At 55.6% G+C, this 22,337-nt stretch carries 24 protein-coding genes and 1 pseudogene; 8 read left to right on the top strand and 17 right to left on the bottom strand.

Annotated elements, in window-relative coordinates:
- Window positions 1-7 precede the first annotated feature (7 nt).
- Together argJ and mutT are read left to right on the top strand one after the other, a co-directional pair.
- Window positions 8-1,255: a bifunctional glutamate N-acetyltransferase/amino-acid acetyltransferase ArgJ gene (argJ, locus tag BM152_RS16230; RefSeq protein ID WP_066608467.1), complete on the top strand. Its 1,248-nt coding sequence runs from the start codon at window positions 8-10 to the stop codon at window positions 1,253-1,255.
- The gene (gene mutT, locus BM152_RS16225; protein WP_066608473.1) at window positions 1,252-1,650 is read left to right on the top strand and encodes an 8-oxo-dGTP diphosphatase MutT; all 399 of its coding nucleotides are present in this window, start codon (window positions 1,252-1,254) and stop codon (window positions 1,648-1,650) included. Before argJ ends, mutT begins: the two co-directional genes overlap by 4 nt.
- 75 nt (window positions 1,651-1,725) lie before the next feature.
- On the opposite strand, the gene infB is transcribed toward mutT, so the two are convergent.
- The 5 genes from infB to pip all read right to left on the bottom strand — a co-directional run bounded on the left by infB (window position 1,726) and on the right by pip (window position 8,268).
- Window positions 1,726-4,254, bottom strand: a complete 2,529-nt coding sequence (infB, locus tag BM152_RS16220; RefSeq protein ID WP_066608475.1) for a translation initiation factor IF-2 — start codon at window positions 4,252-4,254, stop codon at window positions 1,726-1,728.
- A complete protein-coding gene (locus BM152_RS16215) occupies window positions 4,251-4,883 on the bottom strand; it encodes an RNA-binding protein (protein WP_066608478.1) in 633 nt (210 codons plus the stop codon). The genes infB and BM152_RS16215 overlap by 4 nt, the downstream gene beginning before the upstream one ends.
- 28 nt (window positions 4,884-4,911) lie before the next feature.
- Entirely contained in the window at window positions 4,912-6,531 is a 1,620-nt protein-coding gene (nusA, locus tag BM152_RS16210; RefSeq protein WP_066608481.1) for a transcription termination factor NusA, read from the bottom strand.
- A gap of 14 nt (window positions 6,532-6,545) precedes the next feature.
- On the bottom strand, window positions 6,546-7,133 hold the full coding sequence (gene rimP / locus BM152_RS16205) for a ribosome maturation factor RimP (protein WP_066608484.1): 588 nt from the start codon (window positions 7,131-7,133) through the stop codon (window positions 6,546-6,548).
- A 157-nt stretch (window positions 7,134-7,290) separates the two neighbouring features.
- Window positions 7,291-8,268, bottom strand: coding sequence for a prolyl aminopeptidase (gene pip, locus BM152_RS16200; RefSeq protein WP_066608490.1), 978 nt, complete (start codon window positions 8,266-8,268; stop codon window positions 7,291-7,293).
- Between the two features lie 68 nt (window positions 8,269-8,336).
- On the opposite strand from pip, the gene ubiG reads away from it, so the two are divergent.
- Window positions 8,337-9,074 carry a bifunctional 2-polyprenyl-6-hydroxyphenol methylase/3-demethylubiquinol 3-O-methyltransferase UbiG gene (ubiG, locus tag BM152_RS16195; RefSeq protein ID WP_066608538.1) on the top strand — a complete coding sequence of 246 codons (738 nt, stop codon included), beginning with the start codon at window positions 8,337-8,339 and terminating at the stop codon, window positions 9,072-9,074.
- A 47-nt stretch (window positions 9,075-9,121) separates the two neighbouring features.
- Here the strand turns inward: ubiG and BM152_RS16190 are convergent, their stop codons facing one another.
- From BM152_RS16190 to BM152_RS16175, 4 genes are read right to left on the bottom strand one after another with little or no spacing between them, the layout of a single operon-like run.
- Entirely contained in the window at window positions 9,122-9,571 is a 450-nt protein-coding gene (locus BM152_RS16190) for a MarR family winged helix-turn-helix transcriptional regulator (RefSeq protein ID WP_066608493.1), read from the bottom strand.
- On the bottom strand, window positions 9,568-10,404 hold the full coding sequence (locus BM152_RS16185; protein WP_066608495.1) for a carbon-nitrogen hydrolase family protein: 837 nt from the start codon (window positions 10,402-10,404) through the stop codon (window positions 9,568-9,570). Before BM152_RS16185 ends, BM152_RS16190 begins: the two co-directional genes overlap by 4 nt.
- Before the next feature lie 3 nt (window positions 10,405-10,407).
- Window positions 10,408-10,665 carry a glutaredoxin 3 gene (grxC, locus tag BM152_RS16180; RefSeq protein ID WP_066608497.1) on the bottom strand — a complete coding sequence of 86 codons (258 nt, stop codon included), beginning with the start codon at window positions 10,663-10,665 and terminating at the stop codon, window positions 10,408-10,410.
- Window positions 10,666-10,700: 35 nt separating this feature from the next.
- Complete coding sequence (locus BM152_RS16175) at window positions 10,701-11,414, bottom strand: ComFC family protein (protein WP_066608499.1); 714 nt, start codon at window positions 11,412-11,414, stop codon at window positions 10,701-10,703.
- Between the two features lie 58 nt (window positions 11,415-11,472).
- On the opposite strand from BM152_RS16175, the gene BM152_RS16170 reads away from it, so the two are divergent.
- A complete protein-coding gene (locus tag BM152_RS16170; protein WP_066608500.1) occupies window positions 11,473-12,294 on the top strand; it encodes a methyltransferase domain-containing protein in 822 nt (273 codons plus the stop codon).
- A gap of 60 nt (window positions 12,295-12,354) precedes the next feature.
- Window positions 12,355-13,440, top strand: coding sequence for a ferrochelatase (gene hemH / locus BM152_RS16165; RefSeq protein WP_231730591.1), 1,086 nt, complete (start codon window positions 12,355-12,357; stop codon window positions 13,438-13,440).
- 71 nt (window positions 13,441-13,511) lie between these two features.
- Here hemH and BM152_RS16160 read toward each other — a convergent pair whose 3' ends face one another.
- Together BM152_RS16160 and BM152_RS16155 are read right to left on the bottom strand one after the other, a co-directional pair.
- Window positions 13,512-13,697, bottom strand: a complete 186-nt coding sequence (locus BM152_RS16160; protein WP_066608502.1) for a hypothetical protein — start codon at window positions 13,695-13,697, stop codon at window positions 13,512-13,514.
- Window positions 13,698-13,817: 120 nt separating this feature from the next.
- A complete protein-coding gene (locus BM152_RS16155; RefSeq protein ID WP_066608503.1) occupies window positions 13,818-14,411 on the bottom strand; it encodes a L,D-transpeptidase in 594 nt (197 codons plus the stop codon).
- A gap of 164 nt (window positions 14,412-14,575) precedes the next feature.
- On the opposite strand from BM152_RS16155, the gene dalA reads away from it, so the two are divergent.
- On the top strand, window positions 14,576-15,118 hold the full coding sequence (gene dalA, locus BM152_RS16150; protein WP_066608504.1) for a divisome-associated lipoprotein DalA: 543 nt from the start codon (window positions 14,576-14,578) through the stop codon (window positions 15,116-15,118).
- 14 nt (window positions 15,119-15,132) lie between these two features.
- On the opposite strand, the gene BM152_RS16145 is transcribed toward dalA, so the two are convergent.
- The 5 genes from BM152_RS16145 to hslO form a co-directional block, all read right to left on the bottom strand.
- Complete coding sequence (locus BM152_RS16145) at window positions 15,133-15,633, bottom strand: L,D-transpeptidase family protein (RefSeq protein ID WP_066608505.1); 501 nt, start codon at window positions 15,631-15,633, stop codon at window positions 15,133-15,135.
- A 69-nt stretch (window positions 15,634-15,702) separates the two neighbouring features.
- The gene (locus tag BM152_RS16140; RefSeq protein WP_066608506.1) at window positions 15,703-16,920 is read right to left on the bottom strand and encodes a class I SAM-dependent RNA methyltransferase; all 1,218 of its coding nucleotides are present in this window, start codon (window positions 16,918-16,920) and stop codon (window positions 15,703-15,705) included.
- Complete coding sequence (locus tag BM152_RS16135; protein ID WP_066608508.1) at window positions 16,907-18,067, bottom strand: CCA tRNA nucleotidyltransferase; 1,161 nt, start codon at window positions 18,065-18,067, stop codon at window positions 16,907-16,909. The genes BM152_RS16140 and BM152_RS16135 overlap by 14 nt, the downstream gene beginning before the upstream one ends.
- Window positions 18,064-18,666 (bottom strand): CoA pyrophosphatase, encoded by a 603-nt coding sequence (locus BM152_RS16130; RefSeq protein WP_066608511.1) that lies wholly within the window; start codon window positions 18,664-18,666, stop codon window positions 18,064-18,066. The genes BM152_RS16135 and BM152_RS16130 overlap by 4 nt, the downstream gene beginning before the upstream one ends.
- Window positions 18,650-19,651: an Hsp33 family molecular chaperone HslO gene (gene hslO / locus BM152_RS16125; protein ID WP_066608517.1), complete on the bottom strand. Its 1,002-nt coding sequence runs from the start codon at window positions 19,649-19,651 to the stop codon at window positions 18,650-18,652. The genes BM152_RS16130 and hslO overlap by 17 nt, the downstream gene beginning before the upstream one ends.
- A 74-nt stretch (window positions 19,652-19,725) precedes the next feature.
- On the opposite strand from hslO, the gene BM152_RS16120 reads away from it, so the two are divergent.
- Window positions 19,726-20,160 (top strand): NUDIX hydrolase, encoded by a 435-nt coding sequence (locus BM152_RS16120; protein WP_074914469.1) that lies wholly within the window; start codon window positions 19,726-19,728, stop codon window positions 20,158-20,160.
- Here the strand turns inward: BM152_RS16120 and BM152_RS16115 are convergent.
- Window positions 20,145-21,425 (bottom strand): PP2C family protein-serine/threonine phosphatase, encoded by a 1,281-nt coding sequence (locus tag BM152_RS16115; RefSeq protein WP_066608542.1) that lies wholly within the window; start codon window positions 21,423-21,425, stop codon window positions 20,145-20,147. The genes BM152_RS16120 and BM152_RS16115 overlap by 16 nt on opposite strands.
- A 612-nt stretch (window positions 21,426-22,037) precedes the next feature.
- On the opposite strand from BM152_RS16115, the pseudogene BM152_RS16110 reads away from it, so the two are divergent.
- A pseudogene (locus BM152_RS16110) lies at window positions 22,038-22,337 on the top strand (IS21 family transposase); the annotation flags it as partial.

The raw sequence follows: 22,337 nt of genomic DNA, 5'->3' as shown, positions 1-22,337 counted from the left end.
GCCAACGATGGCTAAAATCGAACATGTTTCTCCGCTCGCTCCGAAAGAGGGCTTTCCCGATCTACCTGTGATCGACGGCGTGCGCTTTGCCGCGCTGGAAGCAGGGGTGCGCTATTCGGGGCGCACGGATGTCATGTTGGCCGAGCTTTGCGAAGGCTCTGCCATCGCGGGCGTCTTTACCCGCTCCTCTACACGGTCTGCTGCGGTTCTGGATTGTCAGGACAAGATCACACAAGATCTGCCCGGCAAGGCCGCCATTCTCGTGAACTCGGGGAACTCCAACGCCTTTACCGGCAAGAGCGGTTTTGACTCGGTCGCAAAGATCACTCAGGCCGTGGCGGACGAGTTGGAGATCGATGTGAATCGCGTCTTCACCGCCTCCACCGGTGTGATTGGCGAGCCCATCAAATGGGAGCGCATCACCGCTAAAGTCCCTGATCTGAAATCCGCACTCACGCCCGATGCCATGGAGATGGCGGCGCGTGCGATTATGACCACGGACACCTTTCCCAAAGGCTCCACCAGAACCATCGACCTTGACGGGACCACGATCAAAATCGCCGGTTTCGCCAAAGGCTCCGGCATGATTGCTCCTGATATGGCGACCATGCTCTCCTATATTTTCACGGATGCCGCGATTTCTCGCGATGTGCTGCAACAGTGCCTCTGGCTCGACAACGCAAAGACCTTCAACTGTGTGACCGTTGATGGCGACACCTCCACCTCCGATACGGTGTTGGTTGCCGCGACGGGCAAGGCCGATATGGCCCCGATCACCGATTTCGCCGATCCGCGTGTGCGCCCCTTCCGCGACGCGCTGCATGCCGTCATGAAAGACCTCGCGATCCAGATCGCACGAGATGGTGAAGGTGCAACCAAACTGATTGAAGTGCAGGTGACTGGCGCCAATGCAGATGGGCCCGCGCATCGCGTAGCGATGGCTATTGCCAATTCGCCGCTGGTGAAAACTGCCGTGGCAGGCGAAGATCCAAACTGGGGCCGTGTTGTTATGGCGGTGGGGAAATCCGGTGAGCGCGCAGAACGCGACCGGCTCACGATCTGGTTCGGAGATATTCTTGTCGCCGAAAATGGCTGGGTCGCCCCGTCCTATACGGAAGAGGCCGGAGCCGCTTATATGAAGAATGACGAGATCGTCATTCGCGTAGATTTGGGGCTGGATAACGGCACAGCAACCGTCTGGTCCTGTGATCTCACCCACGGCTATATCGCCATCAACGCGGACTACCGCTCGTGAAGCTCGTTCTCGTCTCTGCGATTGCGCTGATTGATGTGGAGGGGCGTGTGCTTCTCGCGCAGCGTCCTGAAGGAAAATCTATGGCTGGCCTCTGGGAATTTCCCGGAGGCAAGCTGGAAGCTGGTGAAACGCCCGAGGCCGCTTTGGTCCGCGAATTGCATGAAGAGCTGGGGATCGAGACATGGGATTCCTGTCTTGCGCCGCTGACCTTTGCCTCGCACAGCTACGATGACTTCCACCTCATGATGCCCCTGTTTGCCTGTCGCAAATGGAATGGCGTCCCTGTCCCTCGCGAAGGGCAAGTGCTGAAATGGGTGAAAGCGCGCGATCTGCGAGACTATCCCATGCCACCGGCAGACATTCCCTTGATCCCGATTCTTCGCGATCTTCTTTAAGACAGCGCAGCAAATTCACATAAAAAAGGCGGGCTCTTTGGCCCGCCTTTTCTGTATTTGTCAAAACGATCAAACTCAGTCGAGTTGACGTTCCACTTCTTCGCGTTCGAAAATCTCGATCACATCGCCCGGACGGATATCGTCATAGTTCTCGAATGCCATACCGCATTCCTGACCGGACTGAACCTCTTTGACTTCGTCTTTGAAGCGCTTGAGCGTTTTCAGTGTGCCTTCGTGGATCACCACATCGTCACGCAGGAGGCGAACTCCGGCAGAACGGCGGGCAACGCCTTCGGTAACGAGACAACCGGCGACTTTACCAACACCCGATACTTTGAAGACTTCGCGGATCTCGGCGTAACCGATGAAGTTTTCGCGGATTTCCGCAGAGAGAAGACCCGAAGCCGCCGCTTTCACATCATCCACGAGATCGTAGATCACGGAGTAGTAGCGAATTTCGACGCCCTTCTGGTTCGCAGAGTTCCGAGCCGGTGCATTTGCACGCACGTTAAAGCCGATCACAGGCGCGCCCGAAGCTTCGGCCAGACCAATATCGGATTCCGTGATGGCACCCACACCGTAGTGAAGGACCCGCACGCGGACTTCGTCGTTGCCGATTTTCTCCATCGCCTGAACGATGGCTTCGGCAGAACCTTGCACATCCGCTTTCACGAGGATCGGAAGCTCGGCAACGGTTTCGTCGGCTTTGGCCTTCGCCAGAAGCTGATCCAGCGTTGTCGCAGCACCGGCAGCAGCGCGTTTGTCTTTCGCTGCCTGTTCACGGTATTCGGCAATCTCGCGAGCTTGCGCCTCTGTCTCGACCACGTTCAGAACGTCGCCTGCTTCCGGTGTCCCGTTGAGACCCAGAACTTCGACAGGAACGGAAGGACCAGCTTCTTCGACGCGATCCCCCTTGTCGTTCACAAGCGCACGGACCTTACCCCACTGCTCGCCCACAACAAAGATATCGCCACGCTTGAGCGTCCCCTTCTGAACAAGAACGGTCGCAACCGGCCCACGCCCGACATCAAGCTGGGCTTCAATCACGGCACCTTCGGCGGCCCGATCCGGGTTCGCCTTCAGTTCGAGAATTTCAGCCTGAAGCGCAATGGATTCGAGCAGGGAATCAAGCCCCATACCGGTTTTGGCAGACACTTCGACGTCCTGCACATCACCAGACATTTCCTCGACGATCACTTCATGCTGCAACAACTCCGTGCGCACCTTCATCGGGTCCGCGTCCGGCTTGTCACATTTGTTGATCGCGACGATCATCGGAACATCCGCCGCTTTGGCGTGGTGAATCGCTTCGATCGTTTGCGGCATGACCGAGTCGTCGGCAGCCACAACCAGCACCACAATGTCCGTCACCTGAGCCCCGCGAGACCGCATGGAAGTGAAGGCCGCGTGGCCGGGTGTATCGAGGAAGGACAGAACCGCACCGGATTCCGTTTTCACCTGATAGGCACCGATGTGCTGCGTGATCCCGCCCGCTTCGCCAGAGGTCACATTCGCGTGGCGAATCGCATCAAGCAAAGAGGTTTTACCGTGGTCAACGTGGCCCATGATCGTGACTACCGGCGGACGCGGTTGCATCGTTTCCGGCGCATCTTCGACCTGCTGGATCACATCCTCAACGTCGGAATCAGACACACGCTGAATGCGGTGGCCGAATTCTTCGACGATCAGTTCGGCAGTATCGGCATCAATGGACTGGTTCTGCGTGACCATCATGCCCATTTTCATGAGTGATTTGACCACATCAGCCACACGTTCGGCCATACGGTTCGCCAGTTCGGAAACAACGATGGTTTCCGGAACCTGAACGTCGCGCACAACCTTTTCGCGTTGCTCATTGCCGCCCATCGCCTTTTGGCGCATGCGCTCTTGTTTACGCTTCATTGCGGCCATGGAGCGATGACGCCCGCCTTCGCCGCCTGTCAGCGCCTGATTTACCGTCAGCTTGCCGGAACGGCGGTTGTCACCACCCTTGCTGCGCGCTGTGCGGTTTTCGTTTTCACGTTCACGCCCGCGGGACGGGGTTGCCGTGCGGCCACCGCGTTCCTGTTGCTTTTGCAACGCCGCCTGAGCAGCCGCAGGATCATCGTCAACCTTTTGCGCCGCAGGAGCCGGAGCCGCCGCAGGTTTCTTCCGAGCTTCGGCTTCGCGCTTTTTCGCCTCTTCGGCTTCTTTCTTCGCGCGCGCCTCTTCTTCTTCCTTGGCTTTCAAGGCAGCTACACGCTCGGCTTCTTCGCGCGCTTTTTCTTCGATTTCGCGACGACGGCGTTGCCGCTCTTCTTCGCGCGCCTTTTCCTCAGCCGCACGTTTTTTCGCTTCATCTGCCTCGGCTGCTTTCGCTGCCGCCAGAGCTTTCATCCGACGCTCCATCTCGGCATCGGAAATGCCTGCGGGACGTCTTGATGGATTGCCCAGCGCCGCGTTGCCGCCGGAAGACGATTTCGCGCCACCCGGCTTCGGCACCACAACACGTTTGCGTTTGGTTTCAACCACGACATTCTTCGTGCGTCCGTGGGAGAAGCTTTGCTTCACCGAACCGGAACCACCACGAAGGCCGAGGGTTTTTTTGCCGTCTGTATCGCTCATTTCGTCGTCTTACCCTTCCCGGTGGAGCCCTCTCCACCGATTGTCTCACGCACGCCCATAAGGCGGTTGGCATCATCTACAACACGTGTTGAGAGTCCGCCACCAGCGAGCGCGCCATGTATCACACTTTCGCGGCCAAAAGCCAAACCCAATTCGGAACTCGTCAGATGACCGAACCAACGGCCCCCCTCGGGTGTCCAGAGTTTGCCTTTACCGCGTTCAGAGCCATCGGATGCCTGAAGCAGGACTTTAGCACGTCCATCAGACAGCCAGCTCTTGACCTTTTCAAATCCACACACCGCATGTCCGGCTTTTCGTGCCATAGATATGAGATGCACAACCCGATCAGCCAGACCGGCCTCAATCAGGTTTACAAAATCGTCAGGCACAGTCACCTGAGTGCGCGCGGCCTTGGAAAAGAGCTTTTTCTTCAAAGCCTCTTCCAAAACAGCACGATCTGCACTGACCCAGATTCCACGACCCGGCAGTTTTTCTGCCAGATCAGGAACCAAAAGACCGTCGGGCGAAACAACAAAACGGATGAGACCGCGCTTGGGCTCGGCCTCGCGCGACACAATACAGCGCCGCTCCGCTTCATCCTTTGTTTTCACCATACCACCTCGGGTCATCAATCACCTTTTGGGCAAGGCCTGAAAATCAGGCCTCGCTTCCTTCTACAGCCACATCAGCTTCCGTGGCTTCTTCTTTCGTTTCAAGATCGGACGGGTCAACCCAGCCAAGCTGAATACGCGCTGTCATCACCAGATTCTGAGCTTCTTCGAGGGACATGTCGAACTTTTCGAGGACACCATCGTCCTTAACACGTTCGCCATTCACCGTTGTCCAGCCACCGGCAAGTTCCCAGTCGGCACAGGTTGCGAAATCTTCGAGCGATTTCACACCGTCCTCGGCCAGTGCCTCAATCATCTGGGGTGTCAGGCCTTCAAAGTCAACCAGGCTATCTTCCACACCCAACTCGCGGGCATGCTCAAGCGCCTTACGTTGCGCCGCTTCGAGCACATCGCGGGCACGGGCCTGCAACTCGGTGGCAGTGCCTTCGTCAACACCGTCAATGACCAGAAGCTCGTCCACATCGACATAGGCCACCTCTTCGAGATTGGTGAAGCCTTCGGAGACCAGAAGCTGGGCAAAGAATTCATCCAGATCAAGGCTGTCCATGAAGAGTTGCGTGCGAGCCGCAAATTCTTTCTGACGACGCTCGGATTCTTCGGCCTCGGTGAGAATGTCGATGTCGAGACCAGTCAACTGGCTGGCCAGACGCACGTTCTGACCACGACGACCGATGGCGAGCGACAGTTGCTCGTCCGGCACCACAACCTCGATTTTACCTGCATCCTCGTCGAGCACCACTTTCGTGACCTCGGCAGGTTGCAGCGCATTCACAAGGAATGTCGGCTGGTCATCATTCCACGGAATGATGTCGATTTTCTCACCCTGCAATTCGTTGACCACAGCCTGCACACGCGAACCACGCATACCGACACAGGCCCCGACAGGGTCGATGGAACCGTCATAGGAAATTACAGCGATCTTTGCGCGCGATCCCGGATCACGGGCCACGGCCTTGATCTCGATAATGCCGTCATAGATTTCCGGCACTTCCATTTTGAACAGCTCGGCCATGAACTCCGGCGCGGTGCGGGACAGGAATACCTGCGGACCACGGGCTTCGCGGCGCACGTCCTTGATAAAGCAGCGGATGCGATCATTCGGGCGATAAGCTTCGCGTCCGATCTTCTCGTTGCGGCGCAGGATACCTTCGCCACGACCGATATCGACGATCACGTTGCCATATTCCTCGCGCTTCACAACACCGTTGATGATTGTGCCAACGCGGTCTTTGAATTCTTCGAACTGACGATCACGTTCGGCTTCGCGCACCTTCTGCAAAATCACCTGCTTCGCGGATTGCGCAGCGATCCGGCCAAGCTCCACAGGGGGAACCTCGTCCTTGATCTCGTCGCCGATTTGCGGGTCTGCCAGATATTGCTTGGCCTGCTCCACGGTCAGCTCGGCCTGATAATTTTCAAGCTCTTCATCCTCGACCACAGTGCGCACACGGGTAAATGTTGCCCGTCCGGTCTTGCGGTCGATAGAGACACGAATGTCCATTTCCGCCCCGTAGCGCGACTTTGCCGCGCGGGCCAGCGATTCTTCCATCGCCTCGACCACCAGTTCGGGGTCGATCATTTTCTCGCGGGCCACGGCCTCGGCGGTTTGCAACAGCTCAAGCTGGTTTGCAGAGGTGATTGCCATTACTCAGTCCTCTCTCAATCCTCTGAAGACCCGTCGTCGGTCTGGATTTCGTCAAATTGGTTTTCGTCAATTGCACCATCGGTTTTCCTCTGGCGCAGCATTTCGCGGATCAGCTCGTCGGTCAGCACAAGTTTGGCGTCTGACAGCCAGTCAAAATTCAGTCCGATGGTCACGTCCTCACCACCTTCTTCTATCGTGATCAGAACATCATCACCCTCAACACCGGCCAACTGGCCTTTGAAGCGACGGCGACCGTCGATCATCTCTGTTGTCTCGATCTTGACCTCATGGCCCTCGAAGGTTTGGAAATCCTTCAGACGGGTCAGGGGCCGGTCGATACCCGGGCTGGATACTTCGAGCGTATATTCGTCTTCGATCGGGTCTTCGACATCCAGAATAGCAGAAACAGCCGTAGAAATCTCGGCACATTCGTCAACCTCGATCCCGCCTGCGGGACGTTCGGCCATGATCTGCAACGTCTTCGACTTTGTCGACGTCATGAGACGGATACGCACGAGTTCAAACCCCATCCCTTCGATGACAGGGCCGACGATTTCCGCCATGCGGCGGTCGATCGCGGTTTTTGCAATCAGGTCCGACATTGAAGGGCCTCTTTCGGTAAGATTCACGGGCACCCTGCATCAGGGCACAAAAAAACGGGCGCGCGGCCCGTCGATCTTTCTCGGTGGAGCTTCGGGAACTCCCGACAGCGCCGCTGTTGTCAAGGCATATACGCCCGAAACCCAAGAGGCGCAAGCCCTATCCGGCTTCGCGCGCAATCCGGTCCATTGTCATGACCAAAGCCTGCGTAATTCCGGGCTCGGACAGCGCATGGCCCGCGCGCCCCACCATGACCAGCTGCGATTTCGGCCATAGCCGGTGCAACTCATAGGCCGTCGTCGGAGGACAGATCATATCGAATCGCCCCTGCACAATGGTGCCGGACACATCCTTCATCCGCGGCACATCCGACAAAAGCTGACCGTCATGCGCCAGAAACGCCTTATTGAAGAAATAGTGATTCTCTATCCGCGCAAAGGTCCGCGCATATTCCGGCGCAGGCTCCCCCACAGCACCATCCGATGAAATCGATGCCAAAGCATTTTCCCAGCGCGACCATATACGCCCGAAGGCGATTTCCTCACGATGATTGCCGCTGAACAAACGCCGATGATAGGCGCTTATCAAATCATCCTGCTCTTCATGTGGAATCGCATCGCGAAATTCCGCCCAGAGATCGGGCCAGAATTGCCCCGCGCCTCCCGCATAGAACCAATCCAGTTCGCTTTGACGCGCCGCGAACACGCCACGCAGGACCAAATGCAGCACCCGTTCGGGATAGCTTTGCGTATAGGCCAGCCCCAAGGTCGCCCCCCAACTGCCGCCAAAAACCACCCAGCGTTCAATCCCGAGCTCTCGTCTGATTTTCTCGATATCCGCAATGAGGTGCTGTGTCGTGTTCGCTTCAACCGAAGCAAAGGGACGCGATCTTCCGCAGCCGCGTTGGTCAAACAGGATGATACGGAATTTGGACGGATCGAAATACCGCCGCATAAAGGGGCTCGACCCGCCACCGGGACCACCGTGCAGCACGACGACAGGAATCCCTCCGGGGTTGCCACTTTGCTCGACATACAATTGATGGCCGTCTCCAACCTCCAACATCTGGTGGTCATAGACCGCGATTTGGGGGTAGAGATACGAATATGCGCTCTTTTGGCCTGAGACCTTGTCCATGGAAATCCTATATAGAGCGGACTAGAAGTTAGTCCCGGCGGACGGATTTGAACATGAAGGAGGCGATCATGCAAACCACCATTGACCCCCAAGAGGTCGCAAAGTTTGAAGCAATGGCAGCCGAATGGTGGGATCCGACCGGAAAGTTCAAGCCGTTGCACATGATGAATCCGGTGCGACTCGACTATATCACAACACAAATCGCCGCTGAATTCGGACGGGATCTGGCCTCCGAATTGCCGTTCAAAGGGCTGCGTCTTCTGGACATCGGCTGTGGTGGCGGATTGCTGTCCGAACCGATGGCACGGCTTGGTGCGACGGTCGTGGGGGCCGATGCTGCCGAAGGCAACCTGCCCGTCGCACGAATCCATGCCGAAAAATCCGGCCTCGACATCGACTACCGCCACACCACCGCCGAGGCGCTGGCCGAAGCGGGCGAGCAATTCGACGTGGTGCTCAACATGGAAGTGGTCGAGCATGTCGCCGATCCACAAGCCTATCTGACCGCCTGTCAGCAGCTTCTGAAACTGGGCGGGCTCATGCTCTGCTCCACGATCAACCGCAATCCGAAGAGCTATGCGATGGCGATTCTTGGGGCCGAGGTCGTGATGCGCTGGCTACCGCGCGGAACACATGAATGGAAAAAATTCATTACTCCGGATGAGCTGTTTGACCTGATTTCAAAGGCTGGCCTGACGCCAGTGGATCGCAAAGGGTTTGTCTTCAATCCCGTGCTTTGGACATGGTCGACCTCTGCGCGTGATCTGTCGGTGAACTATGTGACCGCGTCGGTGAAACCGGAATAAATAGCTGGCGCATCACACGGGCGCTCTAGGCGGGTTAATTTGGAAAGTTAATTTTCGTCCTCAAGGCGGATGCGCATTTCGCGCAAGACAGGCAAAGCCGCCTTCACGCGCTCGATGCCGATGGCCTCGACAATCTCGGAGAGAATCGGTGCGATCGCAGCTAAAGCCGCATCCCGCGCTGCGCGGCCCGAAGGCGAGATCGAGACAAACTTGCGCCGCGCATCGTCCCAGTCAGGACGGATATGGACATGGCCTGCCCATTCCAACTTGTTCAACGTGTTGGTCATAGCGCCGCGTGTCACATGAAACGCACGCGCAAGCTGTGCCGGAGAACGCTCGTCATTTGCCCGCGCCAAATGGTTGAGTACGGAAAAATGGCTGATTTCCATGCCCTTTGGCAAAGCTTTGGTCAACCGGTTCCGCGCCAACTGATCCGCCATGAAAATCTCGGAAAACAGGGCGACGGACAAAGCATCGTTATTGGCTTTCTCCATCATGAGAGAACCTCGAAGTCGCGGTCATGCAACAGAGCCGGAATGCGTTTTCGTGCCTTTTCAACCTCACCCAGATCAAGCTCGACAAGACCCCAACCCGGCTCGACACCGCCATCATACAGAACCTCCCCCCAAGGGGAGACGGCCAGAGAATGGCCATAGGTCCGGCGGTCGGTGTCCACCTTTTCACGATGATGGCCCGTCTGGGCAGGCGCCAGCACAAAGCATCCGGTTTCAATCGCACGCGCGCGCAGCAGGCTATGCCAATGCGCTTCACCGGTCACGGCCGTAAAAGCCGCCGGCTGTGTGATAATTTCGGCACCGGCCTTGGCCAGTGTCCGATGCAAATGCGGGAAACGCAGGTCGTAACAGATCGTCATCCCGATCTTGCCGAAAGGCGTCGCGGCAACAACCGCCTTTTTCCCTGGCCTGTAACCATCCGACTCGCGGTAGCGCTCCGTCTCGCTGACATCCACATCGAACATGTGAATCTTGTCATATCGCGCTTTGATCTCGCCTTGAGGGTCGATCAGAAAAGACCGGTTGGCAAAGCGCCCGTCAGGATCATCCGTTTTCAGCCCCACAGACCCAATCAAAATCCAGACACCACGCAAACGCGCCGCCTCTCGCAGCGCTTTCAGCGTCGGATCATCGGCCTCGTGGCACAAGACCTCTTCCTGATGCGCACGGGAAGAGGAGACGCAATTCGTGACTTCCGGTGTCATGACAATCTCTGCGCCCGCATCTGCCGCTGCGTTCACATAGTCCAGCGTCACAGGCAAATTCGCCAACGGATCATCGCTTGAATTCAGGGTAACAAGGCCAACTCGGGTCATGGCTTAACCTGCCAACAAAGCGTCAAGCTTGCCCGCACGCTCCAATGCATGAAGCTCATCGCAACCGCCAACATGGGTCTCACCGATGAAAATCTGTGGCACAGTATGGCCGCCATTGGCCTTTTGCATCATTTCCTTGCGACGCGACGGATCGCGCATGACATCAATATCGGTGTAAGAAACACCTTTTGAATCGAGCAGCCGTTTGGCGGCAATACAAAAGGGACAAATCGGAGTGGTGTAGAGCGTGACGAGTTGCATGGGAATTCCTTTGATCTTTCGGCGACTATAAGGATTTAACCCTCTCTGTCCACGCGCGCCAGCACAGCAACATCAACACCCTGTGCGCCTGCGTCGAGACAGGCCTGCGCACATTGCGTAAGTGTCGCCCCAGTGGTCATCACGTCGTCGATCAAAAGAACCCTTTTTCCTTGGACTTTAACGGCGCGTTTCTCTGTCAGACGAATACTTCCCGCCACGGTTTCGCGCCTCTGTTCCGCAGTCATGCCATCAAGGGTGCGCGTTGCACTTGGGCGTTTGAGGAGGCCTGGCACATAGGTCAGCTTATGGATTTTCGCCACACGCGCGGCGAGCAAGGCTGCCTGATTATACCGCCGCCTCAAAAGACGGAACCAATGCAAGGGCACAGGCGCGATCACCATCTCCGGCACAATCAGTGGTGCCGCTGCATTTGCCAGCCAAACCCCCGCCGAATAGGCCAGATCCGTCCGGTCACCATGTTTGAAACGCAGCACGATAGAACGCGCATTGCCGGAATAGAGCATCACCGCCCGTCCCCGATCCCACACACGCGGATGCGCCCGACAATCGTCGCAGAGATCGCCCTCCTGCGCCTCGCCGATCAAAGGCCGCCCGCAAGCCTCACACGGGTGATCGACGATAAACGGCGTGTCCGACCAGCACGTCGGACATAAACCCCGCGTCACCTCGATCATTTCGTCGCAGGTGAGACATTGTGCAGGGTATATCAGCTTGCCTAGCCTTTGCATTCTCCGCTCAACTTCCTACATTGCGCCTACGTTCACAGCCATTTCAGGACAACCAGCCATGTCGAACACTGCCCCTTTGGTCGATCGGGATCAATTGGCCCGAAATCGCCGTCGTGCCGTTCAAATGGCCGGAGATTTCTTTTTGCATGATGAAGCCCGTTTCGAGATCGAAGATCGGCTCTCCATGGTTAATAAATCGTTTACGGCTCCCGCCATTGTCACCGGTTTTCCGGAAATCTGGGCCAAGTGGTTTCCCGACGCCACGATTGTGCCCGATGATGATCTGTTAAATCTGAAAGAAGGGGCGCACGATCTGGTGATCCATGCGATGAGCCTTCACTGGGCCAATGATCCGGTCGGTCAGTTGATCCAATGCAACCGCGCATTGAAGCCGGACGGCCTGATGCTGGCGGTCTTTCTGGGGGATCAGACACTCAACGAATTGCGTGCATGTCTTGGTCAGGCGGAAAGCATGGTAACTGGCGGGCTCTCTCCCAGAGTCTTGCCGATGGGGGAATTGCGCGAGCTTGGGACGCTGTTGCAACGCGCCTCCTTTGCATTGCCTGTGGCAGACAAAAGCCAGCGCAAAGTAGCCTATCCGTCTCTTGCACGCATGGCCGCCGACCTACGCGCTATGGGAGAAAGTAATGCCCTCTCCGCTCGCAAAAAGGATTACAGCGGAAAAGCTCTGTTTGAGGCCACTGAACAACTTTACAGGGAACACTTCTCCGAGAACGACCGCCTGATCGCCTCTTTTGATCTGGTGTTCCTGACCGGTTGGGCACCGGATGCCAGCCAACCGAAACCTCTTATGCCGGGGTCGGCCAAGATGAGTCTGGCCGATGCGCTGCGGACCAAGGAAATCAAACTCCCCGAGTGACAGCTTGACCCGCAACGAAAGCGCTCTAAGCCTAAAGCCAGATATAATAAGGATGAAAACATGGGACAAATGAAGCCCTCGCGTCTGAACACAGACGCCGCAGACGCAACATGTCCGGCACATGCGCCAAAAGACCACGCAAAGATTCCAAGCGAAAAAATCGGTGTGCTTCTCTCGAACCTCGGGACACCTGATGCAACGGACTATTGGTCCATGCGCCGCTATTTGAGCGAATTTCTCTCCGACAAACGCGTCATCGACTATCCGCGATGGAAATGGCAACCGATTCTGCAAGGGATCGTCTTGTCGATTCGTCCGTTCAAATCCGGTGCGGCCTACAAGACCATTTGGAACAATGAGGCCAATGAAAGCCCCTTGATGACCATCACCAAGGATCAGGTCGCCGCGATTGAGAAAGGTCTGAAAGCCGAATTCGGGGATCGGATCATGGTCGATTACTGTATGCGCTACGGGAATCCCTCGACAAAATCGAAAGTCGAAAAACTGGTCGCGGAAGGGTGCACAAAAATCCTGTTCTTCCCGCTTTATCCGCAATACGCCGGAGCGACGACCGCCACCGCGAATGACGAATTTTTCCGTGCTCTCATGGACGAAAACTGGCAGCCGGCAAGCCGGACCGTTCCGCCCTATTTCGATGATCCGACCTATGTCGAAGCGCTCGCGCAGTCCGTCGAACGCGCCTATGCCGCCGCCGGGAAAAAGCCGGATATTCTGATTTGCTCCTACCACGGCCTGCCGGAACGCTACCTCAAAGAGGGCGGCGATCCCTATCATTGCCAATGTCAGAAAACGACACGCCTGCTCAAGGAACGGTTGGGCTGGGATGACACGCAGATCATGACAACCTTCCAGTCGAAATTCGGGCCGGAAGAATGGCTTCAGCCCTACACTGTTGAGGAAGTTGCGCGTCAGGCGGAGAAGGGAAACAAAAGCATCGCAGTTTGCGCGCCTGCTTTTTCGGCGGATTGCATCGAAACACTCGAAGAGATCAATGAAGAGATCAAAGAGAGTTTTGAACACGCAGGCGGCGAGGACTTCCTCTACATTCCCTGCCTCAATGCCGACCCTCTGCATATCGAGGCTCTGCTCGGTCAGATCAAAAGGAATCTTTCCGGCTGGGTTTGAAATCCCTTCATCCAAATGAAAAGGGCGGCCCAAGAGCCGCCCTTTTTAATTCTATGTTGTCAAACTGACAATTAGTCAGCAGCAACAGCCGCAGCAACGAGTGCCAGGATCAGAAGCGGTACAACGTAACCACCGGCAGAAGAAGAAGAAGTTTCTTCAACGATAACCGGAGCTTCGATGACCGGCTCAGAGTAGCCACCAGCAAAAGAAGCGGTGCCAGCAAGAGCGAATACGGCAGCAGCAGCGAGTTTTTTCATTTTAATCCTCCTTGAACCCCACAACGAGGGCAGGTTTGTTACACAGTGAAGCTATAGAATCTAAACCGTTATAAAATCAATTACCCTGCTTAGGGGAAACGGTTTTCTTAGGGTTTGTCGTCAAATTAGCAACACTTGGGTGCCGACCTTAGCCAGTTTGAACAGTTCTGCAATATGTTCATTGTAAAGACCGATGCAGCCGTTCGATGAGCGCCGCCCGATTTTACGCGTGTCATGGGTGCCGTGGATTCGATAATATTGCCACGAGAGATAAAGCGCATGGGTGCCCAGCGGGTTATTCGGACCGGGCCCGACAAAATCAGGCCACTCGGGATTACGTTTCTTCATGGATGGCGTCGGCGCCCAGCTCGGCCCCTCAACCTTGCGTATGACAGAGGTTCTGCCGCGACGGGTAAGGTCTTCGGACAAAGGCACCGATGTGGGGTAGAGTTTATAGATGCTCTCGTCCTCGCTCCAGAAATGTAGCGCGCGCGATGTGGTGTCGACCAGAATCGCGCCGTTTTTCAGATTGCTGAAATAGGGCTGCCAGTTCAGCGAGCGAAAACTCGAAATATTCCGACGCACCATCGTCGAAATATCACTCTCCAACTCTGTTGTGCCTTCCGTTTGTGCCAAAACCGGCTGCGCGAGCAGCGCCGTAGAGCCTGCCATAAAGGCGCGGCGGGAAACCTTGGAAACAGTTGTCTTACTCATTGAAGATAGCCAGTCATGATGTGATGTCTCTATATTAACTTATATGGCGCGATGGTCGCGGTCGCAAATCAAACCATTGTTCACAACAAAATAGCGCGATCATGATTTGATCCTGCCTGACAAAGCGTTTAACTCGTCCCGGTAACTTTTATGGAGTATCTGGAATGTCCCGGATTATTGCTATTCTTTTCGTGGCTCTGGTCGGGCTGACCGCGTGTGATGCGCCCACCGATCAACTCGGTCCGGACGGTAAGCCGCTTCCCCGCCTCTATCGCATCCACGCCAGAGATGAGGCCAAGATCCAATACCGGATGCTCGATTCGATCAACGCATTGCGTTCTGCCGCGGGGGTATCGCCGGTTGTGCTCAATGCAAACCTGAATGCCGCCGCGGCAACCCATTCCCGCGATATGCATGTTCAGAACCGGCCTTGGCATTTCGGCTCTGACGGCTCCTCCCCGCTCGATCGCGTGGCACGCTCCGGCTATCCGGGAATCATGCTGGGTGAAAACATCTCGGAAACCTATGAGACCGAGCTTGAAACCCTCTCTGCATGGATGGAACAAAGCGATACGCGCGACATCATTCTTGATCCGCAAGCGACCGACATCGGCTTTGCGTGGTATCAGGAAGACAATGGCAAGCTCTGGTGGACTCTCCTGATTGGGGCCCAGTCCGCGTCCACCAGTCTGGCGTCAGGCCTGTAAAACGACAAACGGCATTACGGGTAGATATCGACCTGTGTGCCGTTTTTCACCATCATATAAATCTTTTCGATATGACGGTCGCGCACGGCAATACACCCTGCCGTCCAGTCTTTTCCCTTGCCCCAATTCTCTCCGGCGCGCCCGTGGATGAATATATCTCCCCCCGGACGACGCCCCATCGATTCCGCATAGGCCCTGTCCTTTTCGTTCGGATATGAGACCCCCAAGGACAAGTGAAAGGACGAATTCGGGTTTCTCCGGTCGATGATATAGCTGCCTTCCGGCGTCTTTCCATCGCCTTCGAATCGCTTGGGGCCAATCGGATTGCCCCCCAAGCCGATCTTGAACGATTTCACGACCTCATCATTGTGCAAGAGATAGAGTTTGCGGCGCCCCTTATAGATAACCACACGCGTAATTTCCGGCCCTGTATAAGGCTTTAGATTGCGTGCGAATGCGCTCGTCGAGAACAATAACGCGGCCGCAGCCGTGGTGATGAAAGCCCGTCTATCCATGATCTCTGCCCGATTTGTTTTTTTAGAGGAATACACGCGTTTCCGGTGTCAGAACAATATTTTCTGACCTCAAGCCCGCTTGAAACACGCAGCGATTTCCACATGCGGAGACCAGCGGAACTGATCCACCGGCACAATCCAGTCGATTTCAAAACCGGCCTCGATCAAAAGCTTTGCATCCCTCGCAAAAGTGATAGGGTTACAGGACACGAAACCCACCGTCTTCAGGTGACTTTTCGCAATCTCTCCACATTGCGCCAAGGCTCCGGGGCGCGGCGGGTCGATAATAGCCGCATCGAACGCGTTCAATTCATCGTCCCGAACCGGTTGCCGATACAAGTCACGGGTCTCCACAGTGACGGCCTTCAACCCCGGTGCCTGCCGCCACCCTTTCATCAAGGCCTCAAGCATATCCGAAACCCCTTCGACAGCGTGGACTTCTGCATGTTCGGAAATGGGTAAAGAAAACGTCCCGCTTCCAGAAAACAGATCAATCACACGATCAGCGCCCGCTACCGCCTTGCGCATCAGGGCAATCAATACCGCCTGCCCCTCCGCCGTGGCTTGAAGGAACGCGCCGGGCGAGGGTACAACACGCGCCTTGCCAAACGTGAGATAGGGCTGCGCTTCGCCTGCCAGTGCCTCACCATTCCACGACAGTCTGGAAAGGCTCAAATCCCGCACAAAACGCCCCAATTCGACCTGCATATCCAGATCAAGAGGCTTCCCGTTTGCCACAGAAATATCCAGTCCTGTATCCGTGGAAATCACGGTAATATCCATCTCACCGCGTCGCGATCCACCGATCTCGACCAGCCGGTTCAACCCGGCGTAGGCCTCCATGATTTCCGGCACCATCAGAATACAATCCGGCACCTCGACAAGACTGTCCGAAGCACGAGCATGTAAGCCCACCATTGTGCCCTTTTTGGTGCGTCGCCCGTGAAAAACAGCGCGTCTTCGACTGCGCTCCGGTGACGTGGAAATTGGGCCCAAATCAACGGAAATCCCCTGATTTTTCAAAGCCGCCTCGACAAATCCCGCCTTCCATCGCGCCACGAAATCATCCGACGCGTGCTGCATCGCACATCCGCCACAGGATTTGGCATGTCGACACGCTGGACGCACACGATCAGCCGAAGGAGTGACGATCCGTGCGCCCTGAACCCTGCCATTTTCCTCGGTGCCTTCGACAATCTCTCCGGGCAAGGTGTTCGGCACAAACAGACCCTGCGCCGTAATCCCATCGCCTATGTGCCCCAGACGCATGATTTCAAACTGGTCCATTTGGTCTAACCCTTTGCATGAGGTCTTCATGGGAGAGCGCAAATCCACTCTCGATCCATGTTTGCTCCAATTCCCGCAACATCGCTCCAAGCGCAGCCCCCGACAGATCAGGCATCAAATCCTGCGCAGATACGGGGAACTGCGCATTCGTCGCGCGGGCAATGTCATCCGACAAAGACGCTGGCAACGGCTGCTCGAAAAACGCTGCGCGCAAGGCGGCCACATCCCAAGCTGTCTTTTCGCCCTCTCGATAAGCGATTTCACGGATCGTTTGCGCGCCTGCGCTATAGGACCGTAGCATGTCATATTGCCGTGTCTGCGCTTTTGACAAACGCAACAACGCCACCACATCGAACGCTCCCAGTGCGGCAAGGCGCACCACGGGATCAACAGCCTTTTCAAACGACGTCAAAAGAAAGAACGCTTTCGTCGATGCACCGGGCAACAAGGCATTGAGGACACCAGCGTGATCCATAGCCGCAATGGCTCGATCCGGCGCGGGTGCCGACAGAAATTTCATCATCTCCGCGCCGATGCGCTCTTTAGACAGGTTGGACAGACCCTCGACATTCTGGGCGCAGGCCGCAAGCCCCTCCGCATCCAGTCCCGCCTCATCATCTCCATACCACGCATGAAACCGGAAGAACCGCAGGATGCGCAGGTAATCCTCGCGGATGCGTTGGTCCGGATCATCAATAAACCGGACCCGTCTCGCTTCGAGATCGGCCAGCCCGCCCAGAGGGTCAATGATAGAACCATCCGCCCGCGCATAGAGCGCATTCATCGTGAAATCCCGCCTGCGCGCATCGTCTTCAAGCGTGTCGGCAAACGCGACAACAGCTCTGCGCCCGTCGGTTTCCACATCTTTGCGAAAAGTGGTGATTTCGAAGGCTTCACCCTCAACGACCACCGTCACCGTGCCATGTTCAAGGCCGGTCGGGATCGCTTTGGACCCTTGCGCTTTCGCGAGGTCCATCACGCGGTCAGGGCGCACAGGCGTCGAGACATCCAGATCACTGACCGCCACATTCAAAAGACTGTTGCGAACACATCCGCCGACAAAATAGGCCTCTTCCTCCGCATCCGAGAACATGCTCATAACACGCTGGGCCGCTGGCGCCGTGATCCAAGGAGACGTCACTTTCATTGCGCCACCCGATCCGCCAAGACCCGCAGAATCCGCGCCGTCGCGCCCCAAATGTAATAGGGGCCATATGGCACGGTATAAAATGATCGCATATGCCCGCGCCAACGCCGTGATTGAATGGTGAAATTGGCGGGGTTCAACACATGAGACAGGGGCACTTCAAAGATTTCAGAGACCTCTCCGGCCTCAGGCGTAAGTTCAAAATCATCTCGAATCCAGCCCAGAACGGGATACATTTCGAACTGGGTCACGGTTTGATGCGTCGGAAGCTGACCCAAAACTTCAACCACTGATGGCGGCAGGCCAATCTCCTCATGCGCTTCACGAAGGGCAGCCTCAACAGGGCTCACATCGGTTGGTTCGACCCGCCCCCCCGGAAACGCAATTTGACCGGGATGGTGTTTAAGCGCCGAGGACCGTTTGGTGAGGATCAACCGCAAACCATCCGCCGCTTCCCTGATCGGCACCAGAACGCCTGCGGGCCGAAGCGGCTGTTTTATCGCAGGTTCCAAATCCTTGTTCAGATCAAAATCCGAGGACGGTTCACCACGATATTGCAAAAGGGCCGATATGCGTGCCCGATCAGTCGCCGTCACCATCCTGTTTATCCTCCGCCTTGAAACCAAGCGTCTCTGGATCAAGGACATAATGCGCGCCGCAGAACTGACAATCTGCCGTTACAACACCCTCTTCGGTGGTCATATGTGCAATGTCTTTCGCAGAATATATCGAAAGGCTCTCACGCACACGGTCTTCGGAACACTGACAGCCGAATTCAACGGGTTGCGGATCAAACACGCGCGGTTTGTCTTCGTGGAAAAGGCGCACAAGAAGCTCGGTCGGCTGCACATGCGGACCAACCAGTTCCATGTCTTCGACCGTATCGAGCAGGATATTCGCGCGGTTCCAGTCTTCGAAATCATCTTCGCTCAGAATGTCATCCGCTCGCAGCACGCGGTTTTCTTCAGCATTCTCTGGTTGCGCCACGAAAGGCGATGCCTTCGGCATTTTTTGTAGCATAACGCCACCGGCACGCCATTCGGCCTCTTCCCCCGGCAACTGTGATTTGCCAAAGCTCGCGACAAACCGGCTCGGAAGTTGCTCGGATTGAGCAAAATATGTTTCTGCACACGCCGAAAGAGAACCGCCCGAAATGGGTGTAATTCCCTGATACGGCACGTTGCCCTGCCCCTGATCAATCAAAATGGCAAAATACCCTTTGCCGATTTGGGAAAACGGATCGACCCGCGGCATAAGACGCGAGGAATCATAAGACGCATAGGCGCGGATTCTGCCCGGAGTGCCCTCTTTCGTCGGCGCATAGTAATCTGTGGCAATCAGCCGAACCGGACCGTCGCCACGCACCTGCAATGACAACTTCCATCGTAGTTTCATTGTCTGGCCGATCATGGCGGTCAACAAAGCCATTTCTGCGACCAACGCCTCGATTTCATCCGGATACGCGTGTTGAGACAGGATTTGGTCCAACACACCATCCAGGCGCACAACGCGACCGCGAATATCGGAAGCATCCAGTTGGAAGGGAAGAACTGTGTCATCCCATGCGATTTTTGATCCGAGCATTTTTGCTTTCCCTGACGTTCGGCGCTGGCATATCCTGTTCATATAGGCGGAACAACCACAGAAGAAAGGCCAGTATCATGCGGCGATATGGAGAACCACGGATTTCAGGGAAACCATATCGAGCGCGTCCGGGGGCCTATGCAATCCTTCCGCGCGGCGGTCGGGTGCTTCTGACGTATCAGGCAGGAATACACCACGAATTCCAATTGCCCGGTGGCGGAATTGATCCCGGAGAAAGCCCGATCCACGCCCTGCACCGCGAAGTCTACGAGGAAACCGGCTGGCGCATCGCCAAGCCCCGTTTTCTGGGCGCGTTCCGACGTTTTGTCTTTATGCCCGAGTATAATCTCTGGGCGGAGAAAATATGTCACATTTATCACGCCCTTCCTGTGCGCAAACTGGGCGATCCCATCGAGCCGGACCATTCCGTGCATTGGGTAGGTCCGGAGTTGGCCATAGATACTCTTGGAAACCCGGGAGATCGTGCCTTTCTTCAGTTCCTCTTATGATCTGGAAACTCCAACAAGACCGCCGAGATGTCATCGGGGAAGTCCTTGTCGTTGTTGAAGGCGCTAAGATCCCACAAAAACGTGTCGAAAAATGTCGTGCCAGTCTCTTTCGCTGATTTACGACACATATCCAGCAAGCTCTCATCCCCAAGCATCCCGTCACCTCCGTCAGGGCATTCCGTGACACCATCCGAGAATACGAAAATCCTGTCACCCGGTGCCAACGTAATCTGTACATCGTTGAATGTTGCGTCAGGCAAAAGCCCTATCGGCAACCCGCTTTCACCAAAATACCGCGCGCTCCCGTCCTGCTTCTGACGAACCGGATTCGGATGCCCGCATTGTGTCATGACAAATTCACCCGTGAGCCGGTCAAAATGACCTAAAACCATGGTAAAATAGAAATCTGTATCCATCTCCTCCAGCATCAGGCGATTGAGATCCGCCGCAACACAGGACGGGCGACGAGCCATAAACTCGCCATCACCTCCAAGACATATCGCCAGATTTTGCTCAGGATCTGAGCCCGTCAGATACGCCGCCAAACGCGCCGTCATAAGAGCCGATGCGACCCCGTGACCCGAAACATCTATCGAAAATATCCCGAACTGGCGGTCGTTTATCGGGAAAAACCCAACCAGATCACCGCCAACATGGCCACAAGGGCGCAGCAGAAGCGACACCTGCGCCGTAGAAAAGTCCCGAAAACGTTCCCGCACGAGCGACTGCTGCAATTTACGCGCCTCAATCAAATCACGATCAAGAGCATCATACAGTGTCGAAAGCTCAGCCAGAGTCGAGCTGACCAGCCGGTTCTTTTCAGTCAACTCACGCTCCATTCGCAAGATACGCTCTCCGGCACGAATACGCGCCAAAAGCTCGTCCCCTGCGACAGGTTTCGTCACGAAGTCATCCGCTCCGACATCAAGCCCCTGAGCCACCTCCGCCTTATCGGATTTCGATGTCAGAAGGATGAAATATCCGTAATGCTCGCGGTCAAGTCGCCGAAACTCCTGACAAAACTCCAACCCGCTCATCTCCGGCATCATCCAGTCGGACACAACGAGATCAATCACTTCGGAGCGGCAAAGCTCTAAAGCTTCACGACCGGAACCCGCCTCAAACACAACATACCCCCAACGCCCCAGATAAGAGGAGAGTATACGCCTTTGCGCACGGGAATCATCCACAACCAGAACAGAGCGAACCGCGCCCTCTGACGTATTCTCAGGCAGAGACGAGTGTGTTTTTTGAGCGATAGCCAAAAAGAAGTCCTCGAAATCAATTCCGAACACGATCATGGCACAAGCAAATTAATGGCGTGTTAAATCGACAATTTTTCAGAGACTTCTATCGCAGGCGCTTTGAGAGCCGGAAAGTTCATGATTAACTCTCCCGAAAAAGAAATATTCAACGCCATAAAGGCAAAGTTCTATGAACTCTGAAAATTGTGTAACGCGTCAGATAATTTTACCTTTGACCAAATGTTAGGGCGTTGAAAGGTAATGGGAAATAAATCCAGACTCCAAGAAAATTTCCTCTTGATTCAGGAAATATTTCCTTTCAAAAGTAGTGCTTTTCGTGTGTGCGAAATCACACAAGCATAACTAATCACGGCGGCCAAAGGCCGCCCTTTTTTATCAGATTCGAATTTTTAGAATATCATAGGAAAAGTCACATATGTCAGAGATGATCCAAAACCTCCTCAGCTTCTTTGCGGCGATAAATTGCACTGCATTTAGGCCGTCTCAGAATATTGAGAACGGCGGTGCAAAATTAGACCACGGTAGCGCCGCCAAATTGGCGGTGCGGGCGGCGTAAAAGTCGTCCACTTTTTCCCTTCTTGCGGCCGCAGGGAGGGCGAGGAGATTTACACCGTGGAACTTTACAGGAAGGTCAGGCTGGCGCGCAGCGAGGGTATGAGCCAGCGGGAGCTGGCGCGTCATTTCAACATATCGCGCGACAGCGTTCGCAAGATGTTGGCGTTCTCAACGCCGCCTGGATACCGGCGCACGAAGGAGATCAAGCGTCCGAAGCTTGATGGATTTACGGAGATCATCGACGGCTGGCTTGAAGGGGACAAGAATGTGCCCCGCAAGCAGCGCCACACGGCGAAGCGGATCCACGAGCGGCTCAAGGCGGAGCACGAGTTCACTGGCGGCTATACGATCATCAAA

Source organism: Celeribacter halophilus (assembly GCF_900114135.1).
Taxonomy (GTDB): Bacteria; Pseudomonadota; Alphaproteobacteria; order Rhodobacterales; family Rhodobacteraceae; genus Celeribacter; species Celeribacter halophilus.
Note: the sequence above shows the minus strand (reverse complement) of the source record. Positions and strands in the feature narration are given on the sequence as shown.

Excerpts from the sequence above, each read along its gene's own strand:
- argJ (WP_066608467.1), top strand. The coding sequence starts at position 8 with ATGGCTAAAATCGAACATGTTTCTCCGCTCGCTCCGAAAGAGGGCTTT.
- infB (WP_066608475.1), bottom strand. The coding sequence starts at position 4,254 with ATGAGCGATACAGACGGCAAAAAAACCCTCGGCCTTCGTGGTGGTTCC.
- BM152_RS16215 (WP_066608478.1), bottom strand. The coding sequence starts at position 4,883 with ATGACCCGAGGTGGTATGGTGAAAACAAAGGATGAAGCGGAGCGGCGC.
- nusA (WP_066608481.1), bottom strand. The coding sequence starts at position 6,531 with ATGGCAATCACCTCTGCAAACCAGCTTGAGCTGTTGCAAACCGCCGAG.
- rimP (WP_066608484.1), bottom strand. The coding sequence starts at position 7,133 with ATGTCGGACCTGATTGCAAAAACCGCGATCGACCGCCGCATGGCGGAA.
- pip (WP_066608490.1), bottom strand. The coding sequence starts at position 8,268 with ATGGACAAGGTCTCAGGCCAAAAGAGCGCATATTCGTATCTCTACCCC.
- ubiG (WP_066608538.1), top strand. The coding sequence starts at position 8,337 with ATGCAAACCACCATTGACCCCCAAGAGGTCGCAAAGTTTGAAGCAATG.
- BM152_RS16190 (WP_066608493.1), bottom strand. The coding sequence starts at position 9,571 with ATGATGGAGAAAGCCAATAACGATGCTTTGTCCGTCGCCCTGTTTTCC.
- BM152_RS16185 (WP_066608495.1), bottom strand. The coding sequence starts at position 10,404 with ATGACCCGAGTTGGCCTTGTTACCCTGAATTCAAGCGATGATCCGTTG.
- grxC (WP_066608497.1), bottom strand. The coding sequence starts at position 10,665 with ATGCAACTCGTCACGCTCTACACCACTCCGATTTGTCCCTTTTGTATT.
- BM152_RS16175 (WP_066608499.1), bottom strand. The coding sequence starts at position 11,414 with ATGCAAAGGCTAGGCAAGCTGATATACCCTGCACAATGTCTCACCTGC.
- BM152_RS16170 (WP_066608500.1), top strand. The coding sequence starts at position 11,473 with ATGTCGAACACTGCCCCTTTGGTCGATCGGGATCAATTGGCCCGAAAT.
- hemH (WP_231730591.1), top strand. The coding sequence starts at position 12,355 with ATGGGACAAATGAAGCCCTCGCGTCTGAACACAGACGCCGCAGACGCA.
- BM152_RS16160 (WP_066608502.1), bottom strand. The coding sequence starts at position 13,697 with ATGAAAAAACTCGCTGCTGCTGCCGTATTCGCTCTTGCTGGCACCGCT.
- BM152_RS16155 (WP_066608503.1), bottom strand. The coding sequence starts at position 14,411 with ATGAGTAAGACAACTGTTTCCAAGGTTTCCCGCCGCGCCTTTATGGCA.
- dalA (WP_066608504.1), top strand. The coding sequence starts at position 14,576 with ATGTCCCGGATTATTGCTATTCTTTTCGTGGCTCTGGTCGGGCTGACC.
- BM152_RS16145 (WP_066608505.1), bottom strand. The coding sequence starts at position 15,633 with ATGGATAGACGGGCTTTCATCACCACGGCTGCGGCCGCGTTATTGTTC.
- BM152_RS16140 (WP_066608506.1), bottom strand. The coding sequence starts at position 16,920 with ATGGACCAGTTTGAAATCATGCGTCTGGGGCACATAGGCGATGGGATT.
- BM152_RS16135 (WP_066608508.1), bottom strand. The coding sequence starts at position 18,067 with ATGAAAGTGACGTCTCCTTGGATCACGGCGCCAGCGGCCCAGCGTGTT.
- BM152_RS16130 (WP_066608511.1), bottom strand. The coding sequence starts at position 18,666 with ATGGTGACGGCGACTGATCGGGCACGCATATCGGCCCTTTTGCAATAT.
- hslO (WP_066608517.1), bottom strand. The coding sequence starts at position 19,651 with ATGCTCGGATCAAAAATCGCATGGGATGACACAGTTCTTCCCTTCCAA.